Here is a 19,514-nt window from a genome sequence, read left to right on the forward strand (position 1 = left end):
ATGGAGAATGTCTTCGCAGCCCTCACTGAAAACGATTGCAGTCCTCGGCACTCTTGATTCAAAAGGCGATGAGCATGCCTATGTAGCGGGCATCATTCGCGACAAAGGTCACCGGGTCTTGTTGATTGACGTGGGTTCGCTGGAGCCACCCAAGGTGGCCCCCGACATCACCCGTGAAGAAGTGGCTGCGGCTGGGGGAGTGGATCTGCCAGCGCTACAATTGCGGCAGGATCGCGGAGAGAGTGTGACCGCGATGGCGGGAGCGGCGGCCAAGATGCTCTCAGGCTTGGTGAGTGCTGGGAAAATCGACGGGGTTATTTCCCTGGGGGGAGGTGGTGGAACTGCTATTGGCACCGCCGCGATGCGGGCACTTCCGGTGGGCTTTCCCAAGGTGATGGTCAGCACCCTCGCGGCGGGGAATGTTGCTCCCTACGTTGGCACCAAGGATATTGTGATGTTCCCCAGCATTGTGGACGTGTCTGGCCTGAATCGCCTTTCCCGGGTTCTCCTGGCGCGAGCCGCGGGTGCCATCTGCGGCATGGTGGAGGTGGTGCCGCCTACAGCAGACGAGAAGCCTTTGATCGTGGCTTCCATGTTCGGCAATACCACGCAGTGCGTGAGTGCGGCCAAGCATATCCTCGAAAAGGCGGGGTACGAGGTGCTGGTGTTTCACTCCACTGGCATGGGCGGGCGCATCATGGAATCGCTCATTGAGAGTGGTCTGGTGAGTGGTGTTCTTGACGTCACCACCACCGAGTGGGCGGACGAACTGGTGGGTGGTATTCTGGGCTCCGGTCCCACGCGCCTGGAGGCGGCTGGTAAAGCAGGCATCCCGGCGGTGGTGGCCCCTGGCTGTCTGGACATGGTGAACTTCGGCGAACCCGCCACCGTTCCGGCCAAATTCGCCGGACGCCTCTTCTACCAGCACAATCCCCAGGTCACGCTCATGCGCACGAATGCGGAGGAAAACGCGGAGTTGGGACGGATTCTCGCCGAGAAAGTGAATGCCTATACGGCTCCTGCGACTCTGTTGCTTCCGTTGCGCGGGGTGAGTGTGATCAGCGCTGAAGGCGGATCTTTTTACCAACCTGACTCTGACCATGCCTTGTTTGAGGCGGTGCGGCATCATGCCCGCCCCGGTCTGCCTGTGCTGGAGGTGGACACCACGATCAATGATACCGCGTTTTCCGAAGCGGCTGCGGAAGCTCTTTTGAAGAATATTGCGGCGTCCAAGCAGGCTCCCTAAAATTGCGCCTCCACTTGCATTGCATGGAATTATGGCGAAAAGACTGAAGGTTGATTTTCCAATTCGTGCAAAAACATCGGCGCCGTTGGACTTGTTTTTAGCGGAGTGTCTTCTGGCGCGACGGGGGCGTTGGCGCACTTGAAAATGTAACAGAGTTTTGCTTGCTGGTTGGTGAATGTTAACTGATGCATGGAGGAAAGTTGGCTAATTTCCCAAACTCCCCCATGAATCCCAACTCGTCCCGATCTCCCAAGATCTTGCTGGCCGCGGCAGGCGGCATCGCTGCCGCAGGGCTGGCGATTTTTGCCGTCGAGTCCCAATCCGAAGTGGTACCCGCCCCACAGGTGCTGCAAGAGGCGGTGGTTCACGAAAACGGTCGTCAGATCATCATGCAAAGGTTGGACCGCGCCCCTGCGTCTTCGGTAGTGCCGGGGCCGCCGCAGGTGGTGGCCGTCGAGGGCGCCTCCCAGTTCGAGGAAGAGGTTTCTCCCAAGCCTCATCAGATGTTGTTCCTGTCATGTACGGTGTATGACCATCAGGTTTCTCTGGTCCGGTGGTCGATTGAGGGAAGGTCGTACCGGGCCTATGTGAATGCGGATTTCAACGATGCGGCGGGCATTGGATCCTTCGAAACCACGGAGGCCGGCTACTCCCTGTTCATGGCCCTAGGCAATGAAACTGCTGAAAGCCTCAGCCTGCACAATGCAGATCGTCAGGCGGCGGGTTATCCGATGATCGAGTTGCCCGCGTTCGCCTCGTTCCCGGCCGGGTATACGAGTTATCTTTTGGACGGACCAGCTGACCCGGCCCATGTCGAGGCGGACTGCCAAGGCATGGAGGCGTTGCTGGCGCATTTTGACGCCAATAAAACGGCGCTCCAGCAGGCCCGGCAGCAACGTGAGGCTGATCGCCTGCAACGGGAGGCGTTTTTGAGGGACCATCCTCCGCAACCGCAAAACACAGTGATCCAGTTCTGGCCGGTCAAGAGCCAGCGTTATCCCGTGGCACAGGGGGTGCAGCCATGAGGAGGCTGCTTGCGGTTCTGGTAGCGTTGCTGTGCGCCCCGGTGTTGTCTGCTCCCACGGCCAGCGACCCCAATGAAGGGTTGCAACTCACCCAAGAAAGCACCGGTGTGTACAACCTCTCCTGGTGGGGCCGGAGCGGCTGGACCTACTTCATCCAGCAATCTGACGATCTCGTGAACTGGCATTATGTGCCGGTGGTCGAGGCAGGCGGCGGGGAAGTCATCAGCTGGGGGTTCAGCAGCACGGCAGAGCGGCAGTTTTTCCGGCTGCGGCTTTCCGATGCTCCGGCAGGCGGAGATCCGGAGGTGGCTGATTTCGATGGCGACGGGATGGGCAATGCCCAAGAGCTCGCCGCAGGAGGGGATCCTCTGAACTACTATCGCCAGGGAAGCGCAACGGTGGTCCCGGTTCTGGAGCAACTCGCGGGTGACAATCAATATGCCCCGACAGGGCAATTCACAGGAAGTCCCCTGGTGGTCAGGGTCAGGGATGCTGGTACGGGCGCGGCGCTGGTGAACGCACCGGTGACTTTTGCCGTGGGAACTGGCGGCGGGAAGTTGGCGGCAACCAACCTGGGCAGTCCATCACTGTCGGATTCTCTCCTGATTCAGACAGACGCGTCCGGCAACGCCCGGGTGTACTTCCAGCAGCCTGCCAGTCCGCAGCCGTTTGGAACGGTATCGGCGGTGACGGGACCGGCGACTCCTGTTGCGTTCCAAGTCTCCAGCACCCCCTTGACCCTGACACCTTTGGCGGTGGCTGCCACCGTTCCTGCGGGCACTGAAGCTGCCCGCCCGCTGCGACTGGTCAATCACAGCGAACAAGGGGTGAGTTATGCCCTGTCACTAGAGAACACCGTCGTGCCTGGAGACGGCCAGATTTACGACTGGCTGGACTCGGACATACCGCAGGGGCCGCCCTACAGCTGGACGGACATCAGTGCCACGGGAACCCTGCTCTCCGCGGTCTCGGACGCTGACGATGACTTTGAGGCAGTGCCGTTGTCTTTTGAATTCCCATTTTACGGCACGTTTTACGATGAGATTTTTGTGAGTTCCAACGGCTATCTCACGCTGGGTGAGGGTTCTGATGCCTATGGCAACGCCTCCCTGCCGGGCGGCAGTGTCCCGGGCGGCCTGATTGCGGCGTTCTTCGATGACTTAAACCCCGGAGAGACAGGCGACATCTATTTCCTCGATCAGGGCGACAGGTGCATCGTCCAGTTCGAAGGAGTCGGACTTGTGGATGGCAGCGGCACGGTGACGTTTCAGATCGTCCTGCATGAAAACGGCAGGATCGAGTACTTCTACAAGACCCTGACTGGAACGTTGGACAGTGCCACGGTGGGCATTCAGAACCCCTCGCGGGACATCGGGGTCACGGTGGCGCACGACGCCCCGTATTTGAAGAATCAACTCGCGGTCCAGATCGTTCCCGAAGTCCGCTGGTTCGGAGTCACCCCGCTTTCAGGCACGCTCGCAGCAGGCCAGGGGGTCGATTTGGAGGTGGTCTTCAAGGCCACCTTGCTGACTTCCGGTCTCCTGGAGGGGGGCTTGACCGTCGATCACGATCATCCCGACCAGGCTGGGATTGAGGCTGCGGTGACGATGAGGGTGAATCCCGGGGCGCCATCGGTAGTGCTGGTCGAGCCGGTCGCTCCCACGGTGGCACTGCAATGGCAGACGCTGGCTCTCAAGGCGGAAGCGGAGGACGAGAGCGGTATCATCACGAGGGTGGAGTTTTATGCCGGTACGACCAAGGTGGGCGAGGACAGCACCGCCCCCTACCAGTTGAACTGGAGCAACCTGCCCGTCGGCACATTCCAGCTCACGGCTCGCGCTTATGATGATCTGGGTACGCCGGGAGATTCCCAGGCGGTGACCTTACAAGTGTTGGCAGACACGGACCGCGATGGTCTGGCCGACGCATGGGAGCTGCAGCATTTTGGAGACCTCGTCCACAATGGCGGGGGGGATGAGGACGAAGATCAGAGATCCAATCTCGACGAATACCTTCAAGGTACATCCCCGAGGGACTTTTTCAATGGCGACACCCCGAGAGTGTTGTTGGTAAGTGGAAACAACCAGACCGGAGGGGTGGGGGGCGCCCTGGCTGCCCCGCTGGTCATCAAGGTGACCACGGCAGCCGGGGTGCCCATTGCCGGGGCTCCCGTACGCTACGCGGTGGGAGATGGCAATGGGTCGGTGCTGGGGGCGTCGGGGATTCCGGCCATTTATTCGACCACGACGGATGGGCAGGGCGTGGCCCAGGCGGTTTTCCTGCCTGGAACTAACCCTCTCAATCGGATCATTGCTGGCGTGCTCAGTCAACCGCCTGTCACGGTGTCATTCTCCGCCTACACTTCATCGGGCCTTGCAGGAGGCGGAGGATATGGGGACCCCAATGCCGCGCCCAGTGCTGGAGGGGGGGGCGATGCTCCCGACTTGGACCTGGATCCCACGGATCCCCGGGTCTCAACGCTGACCCTGACGTCTACTGATCGGCTCAACGGCATGACGGAGTGGGATGAAAGTTTCGATCCCACGAAACTGACCATCGAATGGAACACCGTTGTTCCTGGATTGCAATACATCCTGGAGCGGAAGGTGAGCGATGGTCCATGGCAATTCGTTCAACTGGTCTCGGGGTCAGGGACGCTGAGCGTGGCCCAAACGGGGCTGGAGGGCGATACCCGATATCACTACCGCCTATTCACTGTGGTCTCGTTGAATGGCCAGACCTTTGCAACAGAACCGTCGTCTGTGGCCGCTTATGAACCCCCGCTGTTGAGATCTCTCGATGCCAAGAAAAAGATCGCCTTTGCGATTAATCCTGGCATTCGTGACTATGCATACGGGGACTCGGGCTGGGTGCCGAGGCACTACCTCCGTGAAACTGTGACTTGGAACATCTCCGTGGTCAGAGATTTGTGGGGAGTGAGCGAAAGTGGCACTTCGGCGATCTCGGTGGATCTGTTCATTGATGAATTTAACGATTTAAACTACGACCTTTCTTACGAGGGTTCGAGTTCCACATCGACTTACGAGTACGACATCTTTGGCAACTATTCCTCTGATTCCTACTCGGCCACCGTTGACCCGGATACAGGTAATTGGACTGGCCGAAGGAGTATCAGTGTGGATTCTGCGGGGCAACGTCATGACGTGCCATATACGGAATTTAGCATTGAAAGGATCAACCCGACGACGCTTCAAGGCAGTTACCATCTTGATTCTGGCAGCTGGACGGCGACATTAAGTGATGAGTATCCCGTTGCCACATTCATCTCTGATACGCACAATCTGTTGGGTGACTATCCGCAGGAGTGGGACCGAATTCCACTGATTTTGGAGTTCTTCAACGCGCATTATCAACAGTCACTTACTAGCGGTCGCAACCTGCACAGAGAACACAGTTATTACGGTGCAGGCAAAGTTAAGTACAAACTCTCGGCATTTCCCGCTTCAGGGCGTACGGTCAAATGGATGGAGGTGTATGTTGAAGAAGAAAGTGCAGAACCCGAGGAGGAGCGCACTTTTGTTCAGAACATAAGGAGCTGGACCATCAACTCCTCGTCTGCGTCGGAGAGTCCCGAGTACGAGCTGGACGGCACTGTGAAATCAAAAAATGGCCATTTTGAGCTGCGGTTCCTGCCCCGCCTTGAAATTGGAAACGGCGGCTGGGGCGGCCTTGATGAAGATGAATTGGAGCACCCTGTCAGAGTCGGGAAAGGGGAGGACGGGGCATTGATTTTCCACTTGGAAAGAATGGTGTATGACGGCTACAGCCATGTGGTCAACTGGAGCGGCGATGATGACATCGAGATCCATGCTTACCACCGCGCGAGCGGGCAGTGGGTGAAACTCTCCCGTGGTCAGGTGATGACTTACGAGGAATATGGCATGACTTTTCGGGTCTACGTCGGAGAAAATGCCGTGGATGGAGACCGCATTGATTTTTCAATCACCTTCAAGGCCCCGGATGGTACCACCTTGAACACGGAGGCGGCCGCCTTTGAGTTTCAACCTCGCCGCAGCCTGAGTGTGCCGGTGGATGAGTCGGCAGGAGCCAGGTATCGTAAGATCGCGCTCAACGGCCGCCCCCTCCCTGATGGCAAACCTCAAACGGCCAGCGAAGATGACCAGCAGGCGGAGGAGACCTTTGTGGACGCGCTGACCCTCGGGCTGCGCTACAGTTCCACGGACGCCTATGTGCCTACGCCCGGAACCGAACTGCCCCTCGAAATCCGGCGGGATTTTCAAACGGAGATCTGGACGACACGCAGCGGTCTGCGGCCGCATGAACGAGTGGACCGCCCATTTGGCGCGGCCTGGGGCAGCAACCTGGTGTCCGCAGTGCGGATCGTCGAAAGTCCCGGGAACAACTCCAGCACCAACCCTGAGCCCAACTATGCCTATGTGACCGACGAAAACGGCTCCACCTTCCGGTTTGCCATCTACCAGGAAACCGTCGGTGGGGTGTCGTTCACCAGGTTCTTCCCGATGCCGACCGGGCGGCACGAAAAGGCGGCTTACCTGGCCAGTCTGGCGTTTGAGGACGATCGGCTCGTCTTCAGGAAGAAGTTTGGTTCGGTGCTGCGGTTTGAAGCCACCAGCCTCCTCCATGAAGTGGCGCAGGACCGGCTTGCGGGTCATGGCGCGAAGGAGAAGACCACCTACTACCGCCTGGCCACGGTCACCGACCGGCTCGGGCAGTCCCTCTCTTATGACTATGAGACCCTGGAGACTCTGGTGCCGAAGGTCATCAGTGTGGACGGTCGCGCCGATCAGGCCCTCTTCATCCAGCAGAATGCCAACGGCCTGGTGACAGCCATCTGGGACCCCAACTGGAACAAGACCCAGTACAGCTACGTTCATGACAACACCAGGAATGTCTGGCTCCTGCAAAAAATCACTGCGCCTGATGGGGCGGAGACGCAGTTCACCTACGACTTTGCGCAAGAGGCCGATCTTACGCCAAGGTTGCCGGAAATCACTGACCCAGGCACAGTGCACATCCACTGCGACCTGGCCTCGGTGCAGGACCCCAATGGGAAGGTGTATGGCTTCGAGTACCGGTACAACCATGACGGGACCAACACCGGTCGAGGGAAATACAATTTCAAGTGGGACAGCGACAACCCCGAGCTCGCCGGGTACTACGCCACCACAGGCCATCCGCGCCAGGTGAAGAAGGTCACCTTGCCTGACGGGGCAGGTTTGACCGAGTTCGAGGACTTTTCGAAGGTCAAGATCGAACGAGACCCCCAGGGCAAAGCCCGGCTGACGGCAGACAGCTTGCGCAAAACCCGCGTGATCGACGCGGAGGGCCACGCCCGCACCTACCAGTGGTCCGATGGGGTGGTCCATGAGGTGGACACCTTCCGGGAATACTTCCCCTCCCAGGACGTCAGCGACCCCAAGATTGTCTATTTCACGACCATGGCTGTGACCCACGAAGGTTACGGCACGGAGACCTTCCAGTTTTCTGAGGAAGCAGGTATGGCGCTGAACAGCAGCACGGACCTTTCTGGCAATACGACGACCTTTGCTTTTGGTGATGCCTGGGCGGCCCCGGTAAAGTACAGGCAGATTCTGCCGCTCAGCACCGGGTTGAACGGGTTCTATGAAGATCCTACCTCCCAGACCAATGCGCTGGGCAAAACCAGGTCCTTCAGCTACGACAGCCGCCGGATCATGACCCAGGTGGTGGATGAAGAGGGGCAGCGGACGGTCTATGATACGGATGCCCTCGGTCGGCGGACCCAGGAGTCCGTTTATTCCAGCACCAACACCCTGGTGCAGCAGACCGCCTTCGAGTATGGAGACAGCCAGTTCCCCGGATTCATCACTCGAAAGACCGTGAAGTCTCTGGCAGGAGATCCTGCGTGGGCCGGAGACCTTGTTACTGAGTATGTTCCTGATGGCGCAGGCCGGGTGGCGCAGGAAATCGTGGCCCCGAGCGGCCTGGCTCTGACCACGACCACCACCTACCTGCCCAATGGCAGCAAGCGATCGGTGACCAATCCACGCGGGCATACGACGTGGTTCCACTATGACAAACGCAACCGGCTCATCGGGGTGGAGAACCCGGATGCCACGGAAAAGGAAATCGCCTACGACAGCCGGGGCAACAAGGTCCGGGAGGAGGACGAGAATGGCCATGCCACCTTGTTTGAGTACGATGGCTTGAACCGCGTCATCAGGCAGGCTCGTGACATGAACGGCAATGGCGTGATTGACGCCCCGGATCTGGTCACCCAGCAAGCCTACAACGCTGTCGGCTCGGTGACGACCTCCACCGACTCACGTGCCAAGGTCACCACCTATGTGTATGACGGGCTGCAACGGCTCAAGGAGCAGCATGCCCCCATGAGCGCCACCACGCTCTTTCAGTACGGAGCCAACAGCGGTGGCAGCGTCTTTGACTCCACGCCCTTCAAACCCACGCGCAGCGAAGACCCCAGGGGATATGTCACCGGTGTCACCTACGACGCCCTCTACCGGGCGGTCGAGACGCGGACAGGTTATGGCCCGGGCGCGGTGGCGATTACGACGACGGACTACGATGACGTGGGCAATGCCATCGAGGTGACCGATCCGCTCGGCAAGCACATGTCGACCGAGTACGATGCGCTCAACCGGCCGGCGCAGGTGACCTTCGATGACGCCACCTTCCAGAAGTCGTTCTACACTTCCACAGGTCTCAAATGGAAAGCCCAGGATGAGCTGGGAAGGACCACCGCGACGGAGTATGACCGGGCTGCCAGAGCGGTGAAGGTGACCCTGCCTCCAGTGTTCAACACCGCCACCGGCCTTACAGAGTCGCCCGTCGTGCGGACCGAGTACGATGAAGCAGGCAATGTGTCCGCCACCATCAACGCCCTGGGGCGGCGCTGGGAGTATGAATACGACAATCGCAATCGGAAGGTGTCCGAAAAGCATCCAGAGGTGTGGGATGCGGAAACGGCTGCTTACGTCCACCCTACCATTGAGACCGACTATGACGACGTGGGGAATGTCGTCCAGGTCGTGGATGCCCGCGGTTACCCTGCGAACAACACCTACGATGAGGCCAACCGGATGCTCACCCACAAAGGGCCGCTGGTGACCAAACCAGACAACACTACCGCACGTCCTGTCACCGTCACCACCTATGACAAGAGCGGTCATGTGCTCACGGTCACAGACCCCAACGGCAAGGTCACCACCAACACCTATGACGACCTCGGGCGGCTGGAGACCACCACCGATGCGGAAGGCATGGTCGTGACCAACGAATATGACAAGGTCGGCAACCGTACGGCGGTGATCGATGGCAAGAACCAGCGCACTGAGTTTGAATACGATGGGCTCAACCGCAACACGGTCATCCGTGATGCCTTGAACCGGGAGACGGTGTTCGTTTACAACAACGTCAACAAGACCGCCCGGGTGGATGCCATGGGCCAGCGCACGGAGTACGGCTACGATGACCGTCACCGGCTGGAGACGGTCACCTACGTGGGACGCACGGCCGACAACCGGAGCTATGACTACGACGCGGTGGGCAACCTCCTTGGAGTCTCCGAACCCGGCAAAGCTGGCAAGGCTGACGTGGCCTACACCTATGATGCACTCAATCGTCCGCAGAGCGAAACTTCCGGCGGGGTGACCCACCAGTACCGCTATGACCTGGCAAGTAACCGCACCCTGGTAACCTACGGGGGCACAGGCCGGGAGATTGTGAGCACCTATGACGCGCTCAACCGGCTGGCCACGATGACGGAAAATGGCCGGATCACCAGTTATGCCTACAATGCAGTCGGGGCGGTGTCCATCCGCAGCCTGCCCAATGGCGATGCCACCACCACCCTCTACGATGCGCTCAATCGGGCGACCCAGATCCAGGGGATGACCGCTGCGTCCGGCCTGCTCTACACGCAGACCATGAAGCACGACCTGGTGGGCAATGTGGCCCAGGTCTCGGAAGTCTATCCCTCCGGTCTGGCCAATCGCACGGTGGTCAACACTTACGACGACGTCTATCGCCTCGTGACCGAGTCCACGACCACGGCAGGCAGTGGAACCGTGAGCGTGACCTATGGGTACGATGACGCCAACAACCGCTCGCAGAAGATCGTGACGGGCGGCCCTACCCCAGGTACCACGGATTACTCGTACAATAGCATCAACCAGCTCACCGGGTGGACAGACGGCACAAGTACCGTCAGCTACACTTATGACCTCAACGGCAACCGGGCATCCCGTACCCAGGGGGCGAACGGCGATGCCCTGGCTTGGGACTATGAGAACCGCTTGGTGAGCTTTGACAAGAACACGGGAGAAGGGCAGGGGCTCTACTCCTTTGTGTACGACTACCGCACCCGGCGGATCGAGACGGTCAAGGATGCGGTGCCAGCGACGAAGTTTGTGTTCAGCGGTGGCACCTCGGTGCAGGAGTTCGATGGCGGCGTGCTCTCCGCAGAGTTGGTTCGCGGCAGCGACATTGGCGGCGGTGTGGGCGGGTTATTGTACTCCCTGCGGTCTGGGACGCCCAGCTACACGCACTACAACGCCCGTGGCGACGTAGTGGCCAAGACCGACGGCGTGGGAGCCCTGACCTATCAGGCCGCCTACGAAGCCTGGGGCGAGATCAAGGCGGAGTCCGGCAGTACCCAAGACCGCCAGAAGAGCAACAGCAAGGACCGGGATGTGCCGGGGTATGCCAATGAAGGGTTCCGGTACCGGGATCTGGAGACAGGAGTGTTCCTGTCAAAGGACCCTGCGGGGTTTGTGGACGGCCCCAACGTTTATGCTTACGTCCGGCAGAATCCTTGGACGAGCTTCGATCCAGATGGATTGTTCCTGAAGTACCTCGTCGACAAATTTGACGAGCATGTCGCGGAGCCTTTCGCCGACAAGGTGTCAAGTCTGTTGTCCGACGAGACTTGTGTTGCGTTGAGTGAAAACAAGTCGTTCCAGATAGCGGGTCAATCTGCGAAAATCGTTCACGCGACTTCCAAAGGAGCCCTCGACGCTCTTGCGCCTGGAAGCGCGACAGCGGAGGCGTTGGAAAACCTTGCAATCAGAGGAGAAGGAACCCTCCTGGACGTCGCCAAGGCCGGAGTCGACGACTTTGGTGGCAAGAAGCTGAAGATTGCAATGGCTGCAGGGGTAACCGTAGCCTCCCTTGCTGAAGGTGATGGGATGGGTGCCTTGCAGGCGGGAGCTGAGGGGTTGACGGAAATATTTGTCAAAGGCGGCAAGAAAGCCACAAAAGGGGGAATCGACTATCCGCTGAAGAAACCCCCAGGTGTGTCAGATGCTGATTGGAACGCTAAGCTGGCTGCTATGAATGAACAAGCCGCAGCAGGTAAGGCAAAAGTAGTGCACAGTCCTGTGCGGGATGGAAAGGCACAGAAGCAAGCCAGACAGCAAGGAATGATTGAAGATGGACACGACGCCGATCATGCGCTTGATTTACAGTTTGGCGGTGCTGATGACATCGGGAACATCCGGTCAACGCCAAGCCGTGTGAACAGGAGCGTAGGCGGGCAAGGCCAAGGACGGAAGCAGCATCCAGATGGAACCCCAATTGACCGATTCGTTGATGATGAGTGAAATCGAAGACCACCTTGCACCAGTCCTGCGGTATCGGCGCCCCCCCTCTGGGGAGGTTCCTCAGGATGTCGTGGGATATGAGTGTCCGAAAGGACTGATTACGCTACTTGGAGTTGCTGATGGCTTCATCACAGGCGATGGGTTGTTCCGAGTTTTTGGATTTGGACATGATGATCAACTCCCGAGTCTAGAACAGTGGAACCGGTCGGAATGGAAGCAGGCTTACGGTCCACTTGCTCACGGAATTGTGTTCATCGCTGAGGATGTTTTTGGAGACCAATACGGCTACGATTTTCGCGGTAAGCGCCAGTTTGTGAAGTTTTATTGCGAAGGCGGTGAGATCGAGGCTTTGGAAGGCGGGATCAATTGGTTCATCGAGGCTTTGGTTGACCCTTTTGGCTCCGGTGCTCTTGATGGTGAACTGATCAAAGCTGTTCGGCTTCGCGGCAAATGGCCATCACATAAGGAGCATCTAGCATTTAAGTTGCCGCTCATAGCTGGCGGTGATCGAACCGTTGACAATCTTGAGGTTGAATCTGTGGACCTTCATCTTGGTATACTCGCACAACTCAGCAGGCAAAATCTCGATCAAGTTGATGGCACACCTATCGCTCACTTCAAAAGTGAAAAGTGACAACCCAAAGCAGGCCGTGCCAACAGCCTGCTTTCGCAAAATAAGCACCAAAACAGGCTCCTCGTGAGCGGAGGCTTTGTGGGCATGCTCTCTTACCATCCGAACGCATCAACACACGGTCCCGCCACCATCCAGTGTTGGTCCCCGGCAACCATTGGGGAGGGTTAAAGCGGTCTATTTCAACCTGCCTCTTGCACACGAACCAGGTTAGACACGCGACTTGTCTGGCTATGTCATGCGCAACTTGCCTGTGGGTCGGCCATCGTCAACCACCGGTTCTCATGGCGAGGGGGGCGCAGCAAGCGACGATGCGATTGATCCTCCAGCTTTGCGTTGTGCTGTTGCTGTTTATTGGCGTGGGAAACCACGTCTGGGGCAAAATGGACGTGGGCGAAAAAGCTCGATGGGGATTTCGACTGGAGTCTGCCACAACCAAGTGGCAAGGCTCCGACGAGACGGCAGGAGGATCGGAGCCATATCAGAAGAATTTCGGCCTGGCAGCAGGACCCCGCGACGGTGAGGGGGTGTCTTGAGTTGTCATCTGGTGCGCGATTCTGGTCTGGCTAAACAACCCTATTTGTCCAAGACTCCGCGGTGGTGGTGGCCGGGTGAGGCCGCAAGAAGCGCCTGACGATCCGCAGGATTCGTCAAGCCGACGAGGCGCGGAATACGATGCTATAGATGAACCAACAATGGGAGTGGGGGTCACTCCTGGGAGGACGTTTGCCATGCATGTCTTGTGTCCCACGGATTTTTCGGAGTCTGCCCAAGGGGCGGCAGAGGTGGCTGCATTGCTCGCGGCCAAGATGAAGATGCCCCTCAAACTCCAGCACAGCGCCCCGGATGCGGTCGTGAGTGTGGAAATGCCGATCATCAGTCAGATTGAGGACCGGGCAAAGGCTGCGCTGGAGGAAGAGGCGGGGAGGTTGCGGGCGCTCGGCGCGGAGGTGGAGACGGATCTGCACTTTGGCAGGGCAGTGGATGATGTGGTGCTGGGGACCCATCAGGAAAACACCCGGATGGTGGTGTTGGGGTCAGCCGGTCGTGGGATGGCGGGCCGCTGGCTCACTGGAAATGTGGCCGAACGGGTGGCCGAGGCGGTGCCAGTGCCGACGCTGGTGGTGAGGCAGCCAGCTCCACTGCTGAAGTGGTTGCGTGAGGGGACTCCTCTGAAAATCCTCTGTGGGGTGGATTTCTCCATCTCGGCAGATGCCGGGCTTTTGGCCGTCAAATCCCTTGCCAAAGTGGCCCCCTGCGAAGTGGACGCTGCTTTCATCGAATGGCCTCATGACTGGCCCTGGCAGGAGGGCGGAGAGGGCAACCCGGAGGGGGATGCTGAGTGGAAGGAAACGATGGAAAGCCATCAGCGCGATCTCTGGGAGCGGGTCGGCGGCCTGCTTGAGGGGGTGCCCGTGCGGGCGCATGTGCGTGGGACGGGGGGCAGGCTCGACTACGAGTTTGTTCGACTGGCGGAGGAATTGGCAAGTGGATTGCTGGTGGTAGGGGCTCACCAGTGGCATGGGTTGCAACGGCTGCGGGGCCCCTCTTTCTCTCGTGGGGTCCTTGGGCAGGCGGCTCGGAACGTATTGTGTGTGCCTCTGGCCTCCTACACCCCTGACTTTTCTGTTTCGCCCGTGCGTAGCGTGCTGGTGGCGACGGACTTTTCTCGCAACGGAAACGCGGCACTTCGTTTTGCCTACGGCATGCTGGAAAATGGCGGAAGTATCCACCTCTTTCACGTGGCACCTCTTGGCAAAGGGGACGCTGTGATCCTGGAGGATGGGGCTGCGCACTCCGTAGCGGAGGAGGCGCGGCTCTTGGCATTGGTACCCAAGGAGCTGGCCTCACGCTGGCTGAGAGTGGACGTGAAGTCCGTCCACCGTCACGATGTGGCAGGAGCGATCTGCGAAGAGGCGGAACGGCGCCGCGTGGATCTCATCTGCATGGGCACCCGCGGGCACACAGGCGTGGTGGCAGCGGTCTTGGGATCCGTGGCACAGGCGGTGCTCGCCCACTCGCGGATTCCCGTTTTGGCGGTGCCGGCCCGTGAGGGCTGACGATTCGCAGGGCTCATTCCTCGACCGGCAGGGAGGCGGATCTGGCTTCCAGCATGCTCATGGCGCGGTCCACAATACCTTCGACTGGCCACAATCGACCTGCGCCTTCATAGCCACAGGCCAGCATGCCTTCATCCGGGCCGATAAACTTGACCCCGCGGCTCTTCAAGGTGCTCACATTCTGCTGAGTGGCCGGGTGGGACCACATATGCCCGTTCATGGCAGGAGCAATGAGGACGGGAGCGAGCGTGGCGAGGGCGATCGCGGAGAGGGCGTCGTTTGCAAAGCCGTGCGCCAGGGAAGCCAGCGTATTCGCCGTGGCCGGGGCAATCAGGAGAAGGTCGGCATGATCGGCCAGATGAATGTGCCCCGGCCGCCAGCTTTCTTTCTCATCAAACAGGCCCGTCACCACAGGGTTGCGTGACAGAACTTGAAGGGTGAGAGGGGTGATAAATTCTTGAGCCCCGGCGGACATGATGCACGTGACCTTGCAGCCACGCTTCACAAGCTGGCTGGAGAGATCTGCCGCCTTGTAGGCGGCGATGGAGCCGGTGACACCCAGGAGGACATTTTTCATCAGGGCAGGAAACTAGCGTGAAAGGTCTTGATTGCCAAGTACGCTGGAATTCGACCGGTGGGCTGAGTGTGATTTCGTGCTGGAAATGCCGCGCCCATGGTGGAAATAGCCTGTTCCCGATGACCACCCCCCCAATGGCAACTTCCCTCATCCGTCTGGTTGTTTGTTTTGCGCTGCTGGCAACCCAGGGTCTCCAGGCGGCCAGTTATGACCTCACCATGGAGCAGGAGGTGCGGCTGCGAAAGTTCGTGCCCCGCGCCTATGCCAAGTTGCTGCGTCGTCAGCCCGTTCACGCGATCTGTATCGGTGACAGTGTGATGAACATGCAAAGCAACGACGCCGACAATGGCAACGCCCTAAAAGCATGGAGCGGTGTGTTCCTCCAGGAACTGGCAGACCAGTTCGCCTACACAGGCGGGCTCCGCCTCATTCGTCCCCCCAAGGGGCAGCCGGAGAAGATGCACTCCCTGCAGGGGCCGGAGATCACGCTTCAGAACTTCTCCCGTGGCGGTCGTCTCATGCTGCACGCGACCCAACCCCTCACGACGGTGGCTTTTGAAAACAAGCCTGACATCGTGATCGTGAGCTACGGCATCAATGATGCCAACTCTGGGCTCCCTCTGGAGGTGTATCGCAGCTACGTGCAGCAAGTGGTGAATCTGGTCGCGGCCGAGAAGTCAGACCTGATTCTCTGTGGTCCCACCGTCATCATGAGCGATGTCCCCGAGCAGGGGCTGGCCCACACCCGCCCCTACGCGGATGTGATGCGGGAGGTGGCAGAGGCCAACGGGGTCTTCTTCGCAGATTTGGGAGATCTCTCCTGGCTGCTCAAGGTGGATGACCGCAAGTCTCCACTCGGTCCGCCCAAAAAGCCCAAAACGGATCCCGCCGCCGCAGGCAGCCCCGGGACTGCGACAGCGCCCACTGCCGCCGCGCCACCAACCGTGGTGCCGCCCGTGCCTACCGTGGATGGTAATCCACCGCCTGCGCCGCTTCCGGCACCCAAGGTGGAGAACCCCGTGGCCAAGGACTACGATCCAGATCCAGACAAGATCGCGATGCGACTTTTCCAGCAGGTGGTGGATGCGATGAAGCAGCGCTTCCAGATGGTAAATCCTCCAGACTGGCTGCATCCGAATAGCGTCACCCAGCGAGCCCTGGGCAAGAGGGTGTTTGCCGAGCTTCTAAACGGGCCCCGGCCGGTGCCTTGGGAAGTGGGCGGTGCCACGGCGAATCTGGTGAGCGGCGGCAAGTGCGAGCTGGCCTGTCGGTTGGAGAATCCAACCCTGGAGGAGCGGACCTACACAGTCCTGCCCTTGGTCACTTCTAGCCTGCGTCCCCTGGATGCCCCCTCACGTGTGACTTTGAAAGCTGGCAAAAAGGCGATGGTAAACATTACCTACGAACGGAGTGCCGCTCCTGATCCCGCCTCGGGCGGAGGGAGGATGGATTTACTCCCCAGTCAGGACTACTACCTCCGCCTGCCGGTGGTCATCACCAGCGGCGACACTGTCCGGATCGAAGTGGTGCGGGCCACGATGACGCCTGTGGCGTTGGTGTGGAACACAGGGGTGCTGTACAATCAAGAAAATATCGCAGAGCTCACTGGCCGCCTTATCAACACGAGTGCCCAGCCAGTGGATGGGAAGTGGGAGGCCAAATGGTTTGGGCAAGCGTGGGGTGGGGCCTTCAAGGCCGTCCCTAAGGGCGAGCACCCCCTGGCCATCCCGGTCAGGCTGCCTACGGGTACCAATGCCCCGGGACGCCAGAAAGGCACCCTGGCCGTGACTGTGAGCGTCGGCGGACAAGTCTTGAAGTTTGACCGCGAGATCGAGCTGGTGCGCAATCTCGGGCTCAAGGAAACGACGGTGTTGCTGAGCCCGGCGGCCTACGTGCGAGACCAGGTTGTGACGCCTCCGATCCCGGGACCTGCGGCTCCGAGTGTGGCCTTCCGTGCGGATGCGGACTCGAACGCCCTCTATCTTACCTGGGATGTCTTTGGCCTGAATCTGCAGGACAATCCCGGTGGTGGCGGGGCGTTGCAGGTGGATTTGAACCTCGACGCCCGCAGTTATGGCAAACGGCTCACGCGCGGTACCACGGATGTCATCCGGGTGGCGGCTGCGGCTGCTGACGGCGACGCCAAAGTTGGGCCTCTGCCTCCATGGGTGTTTGGCACGGGATATGGCATGTTCTTTGACGAGAAGGCGGTGAAGGCCCGTCTGACAAGCCGCCCGGATGGTTCAAGGAGATTCACCATGACGGTCCCGCGGTCTTATCTTTATCTGCATGAGTGGGCCATGGGCAATGGCAATAGCCAGGTCGGCGTCAACACCCAGTTCTCCCTCTGGCAGGCCAACGAGGCGGGGACTGGCGGAAGCTATCTGCCCTTCATCCTGACCAGCAACGGCCGCTACCGTGACGATGCTGAGTCGCTGGCGGTGCTGGAGCTCACGGACAAGCCGACGTCCCGTTGGACGGTACGTTTCTACTAGGTTCATTTTGGGGGCTGCCCGGCCTCCGTTTATCAATCGTTCTCTCCCTTCCATCCACCCACCTGTGTCGCGATCATCCTCCTCCGAGCGCAAGAGCAATCTCAAATCCGGCTTCAAAGAAGAGGCGGGCTTTTTTATCAAGTACCTGAAGCCGCATGCGTCGGTGTTCATTCCGGCGTTATTTGTGCTGATCATCACCGCACTGCTGACGCTGGTGCTTCCGGAGTTCATGGGCAAGATCGTGGCGCGAGCCGTGCCCGCTCATGGTGAGGATGTGGGACAGGCGTTGCACACGATCAATCACTACGCGCTGCTCATCGGCACGGTGTTGGGAGTGCAGGCTCTGCTGGCTTTCTGGCGCATCTTCTTCTTCAGCAAGGCAGCGGAGCGGGCGCTTGTTCAGGTGCGGCTGGACACCTTCAGCCGGATTTTGAAGCTGCCGATGGCTACGCTCCAGGCCCGCCGGGTGGGAGAATTGGGCTCCCGGCTGGCGAATGATGTGGAGGTGATCCGGGAGACACTTGTTTCCACGATCCCTCAGATCATCCGCCATAGCATCATGCTGGTGGCGGGGATTGTTCTTGTCTTCACGAAGTCGGTCAAGCTCTCCCTCTTCATGCTGGCCTGCATCCCGGCCGCCGTGCTGCTGGTGGCCATTTTTGGTGCCAGGATCCGCAAGGTCTCCCGCATGGCGCAAGATGAGCTGGCCGCGAGCCAGGTGGTGGTGGATGAGAGCCTCACCAGCATCACCAGTGTGAAGGCCTTTGCCAATGAGACCCAGGAGATCGGGCGCTATCACGGCTTCCTGGAAAGCTTCCTGAAGGCGGCCATGCGTGGGGCCTGGCTGCGGGCCGCGTTCGTAGCGTTTATCATCTTCGTTTTCACCAGCGTCCTCACGTTGTGCATCTGGTTCGGGGTACGCATGGTGATCAACGGAGAGATTGATCGCGAGCGTTTCATCCAGCTCACACTGTTCACGGCGGTCATGAGCGGTTCCATTGCCACGCTGCCAGAGCTGGTCTCCCAGCTGCAAAAGGCGGTGGGTGCCCTGGAACGCGTGCGGGAGATTCTGGAGGAGCCTGAGGAGAATCTCCGTCCCGACGAATCGGTGCGTCTGCACGGCGACATCGCCATGCAGGGCGTGTGGTTTCACTATCCCTCCCGTACTGACACCACGGTGCTGGCAGACTTCAACCTGGAAGCAAAGGCGGGGCAGAAGATCGCGCTCGTGGGTCCCAGCGGTGCTGGGAAGAGCACGGTGGTCAATCTGTTGTACCGCTTCTACGAGCCTGAGAAGGGCGAGGTGCTGTTGGACGGTCGTCCGGCCCGGGACTATCCGCTGGCGGCCCTCCGCAAAAACTTCTCGCTGGTTCCTCAAGAGGTGCTGCTCTTTGGCGGTTCCATTCAGGAGAACATTCGCTATGGCCGGCCAGATGCGACAGATGCGGAAGTGGTGGAAGCGGCCCGCCAGGCCAATGCGCACCTGTTTATCGAGAAGCTGCCAGAGGGCTATCAGACCCTGGTGGGCGAGCGTGGCACCCAGTTAAGCGGAGGGCAGCGCCAGCGTGTGGCCATCGCCCGTGCCATTCTGGCCAATCCCGCTGTCCTGGTTCTGGATGAAGCCACGAGCAGTCTGGATGCCGAGAGTGAACGTCTCGTCCAGGAGGCTCTGGACAAGCTCATGGCCAATCGCACCAGCATCATCATTGCCCACCGCCTGAGCACGGTGCGCCGGGCGGACCAAATCCTGGTGATGAGCGGCGGCACCGTCATCGAACGCGGCACCCATGATGAACTTTATGCGCGGGAGAACAGCTTGTACCGCACGTTGGCCAAGTTGCAGCTGGAGGAGTGAAGGGAAGGTGAGGAGTTACACGT

Annotated in this window: 8 protein-coding genes; 7 read left to right on the forward strand and 1 reads right to left on the reverse strand. The window is 59.6% G+C overall.

Annotation, left to right across the window (positions count from 1 at the left end):
- The first annotated feature begins 7 nt into the window (after positions 1-7).
- The 5 genes from VSP_RS12565 to VSP_RS12590 all read left to right on the forward strand — a co-directional run bounded on the left by VSP_RS12565 (position 8) and on the right by VSP_RS12590 (position 14,564).
- Positions 8-1,246 (forward strand): Tm-1-like ATP-binding domain-containing protein, encoded by a 1,239-nt coding sequence (locus VSP_RS12565; RefSeq protein WP_009961003.1) that lies wholly within the window; start codon positions 8-10, stop codon positions 1,244-1,246.
- A 224-nt stretch (positions 1,247-1,470) separates the two neighbouring features.
- Positions 1,471-2,271 (forward strand): hypothetical protein, encoded by an 801-nt coding sequence (locus VSP_RS12570; protein WP_009961004.1) that lies wholly within the window; start codon positions 1,471-1,473, stop codon positions 2,269-2,271.
- Positions 2,268-11,873: an RHS repeat-associated core domain-containing protein gene (locus VSP_RS35165; RefSeq protein WP_009961005.1), complete on the forward strand. Its 9,606-nt coding sequence runs from the start codon at positions 2,268-2,270 to the stop codon at positions 11,871-11,873. Before VSP_RS12570 ends, VSP_RS35165 begins: the two co-directional genes overlap by 4 nt.
- Positions 11,836-12,507, forward strand: coding sequence for a hypothetical protein (locus tag VSP_RS12580; RefSeq protein ID WP_157210858.1), 672 nt, complete (start codon positions 11,836-11,838; stop codon positions 12,505-12,507). The genes VSP_RS35165 and VSP_RS12580 overlap by 38 nt, the downstream gene beginning before the upstream one ends.
- Before the next feature lie 728 nt (positions 12,508-13,235).
- The gene (locus VSP_RS12590) at positions 13,236-14,564 is read left to right on the forward strand and encodes a universal stress protein (protein WP_009961009.1); all 1,329 of its coding nucleotides are present in this window, start codon (positions 13,236-13,238) and stop codon (positions 14,562-14,564) included.
- A gap of 13 nt (positions 14,565-14,577) precedes the next feature.
- On the opposite strand, the gene coaBC is transcribed toward VSP_RS12590, so the two are convergent.
- Positions 14,578-15,141 carry a bifunctional phosphopantothenoylcysteine decarboxylase/phosphopantothenate--cysteine ligase CoaBC gene (coaBC, locus tag VSP_RS12595; RefSeq protein WP_009961010.1) on the reverse strand — a complete coding sequence of 188 codons (564 nt, stop codon included), beginning with the start codon at positions 15,139-15,141 and terminating at the stop codon, positions 14,578-14,580.
- A 134-nt stretch (positions 15,142-15,275) separates the two neighbouring features.
- Between coaBC and VSP_RS12600 the strand changes: the two genes are divergently transcribed.
- Together VSP_RS12600 and VSP_RS12605 are read left to right on the forward strand one after the other, a co-directional pair.
- Entirely contained in the window at positions 15,276-17,636 is a 2,361-nt protein-coding gene (locus VSP_RS12600; protein WP_009961011.1) for an SGNH/GDSL hydrolase family protein, read from the forward strand.
- A 64-nt stretch (positions 17,637-17,700) separates the two neighbouring features.
- Positions 17,701-19,491: an ABC transporter ATP-binding protein gene (locus tag VSP_RS12605; RefSeq protein WP_009961012.1), complete on the forward strand. Its 1,791-nt coding sequence runs from the start codon at positions 17,701-17,703 to the stop codon at positions 19,489-19,491.
- The last annotated feature ends 23 nt before the right edge of the window (positions 19,492-19,514 follow it).

The sequence above is a fragment of the Verrucomicrobium spinosum DSM 4136 = JCM 18804 genome, assembly GCF_000172155.1.
GTDB classification, from domain to species: Bacteria; Verrucomicrobiota; Verrucomicrobiia; order Verrucomicrobiales; family Verrucomicrobiaceae; genus Verrucomicrobium; species Verrucomicrobium spinosum.

Bases quoted from the DNA above. Each gene is read 5' to 3' on its own strand.
- coaBC (WP_009961010.1), bottom strand. From the start codon at position 15,141: ATGAAAAATGTCCTCCTGGGTGTCACCGGCTCCATCGCCGCCTACAAG.
- VSP_RS12600 (WP_009961011.1), top strand. From the start codon at position 15,276: ATGGCAACTTCCCTCATCCGTCTGGTTGTTTGTTTTGCGCTGCTGGCA.
- VSP_RS35165 (WP_009961005.1), top strand. From the start codon at position 2,268: ATGAGGAGGCTGCTTGCGGTTCTGGTAGCGTTGCTGTGCGCCCCGGTG.
- VSP_RS12565 (WP_009961003.1), top strand. From the start codon at position 8: ATGTCTTCGCAGCCCTCACTGAAAACGATTGCAGTCCTCGGCACTCTT.
- VSP_RS12580 (WP_157210858.1), top strand. From the start codon at position 11,836: ATGGAACCCCAATTGACCGATTCGTTGATGATGAGTGAAATCGAAGAC.
- VSP_RS12570 (WP_009961004.1), top strand. From the start codon at position 1,471: ATGAATCCCAACTCGTCCCGATCTCCCAAGATCTTGCTGGCCGCGGCA.
- VSP_RS12590 (WP_009961009.1), top strand. From the start codon at position 13,236: ATGCATGTCTTGTGTCCCACGGATTTTTCGGAGTCTGCCCAAGGGGCG.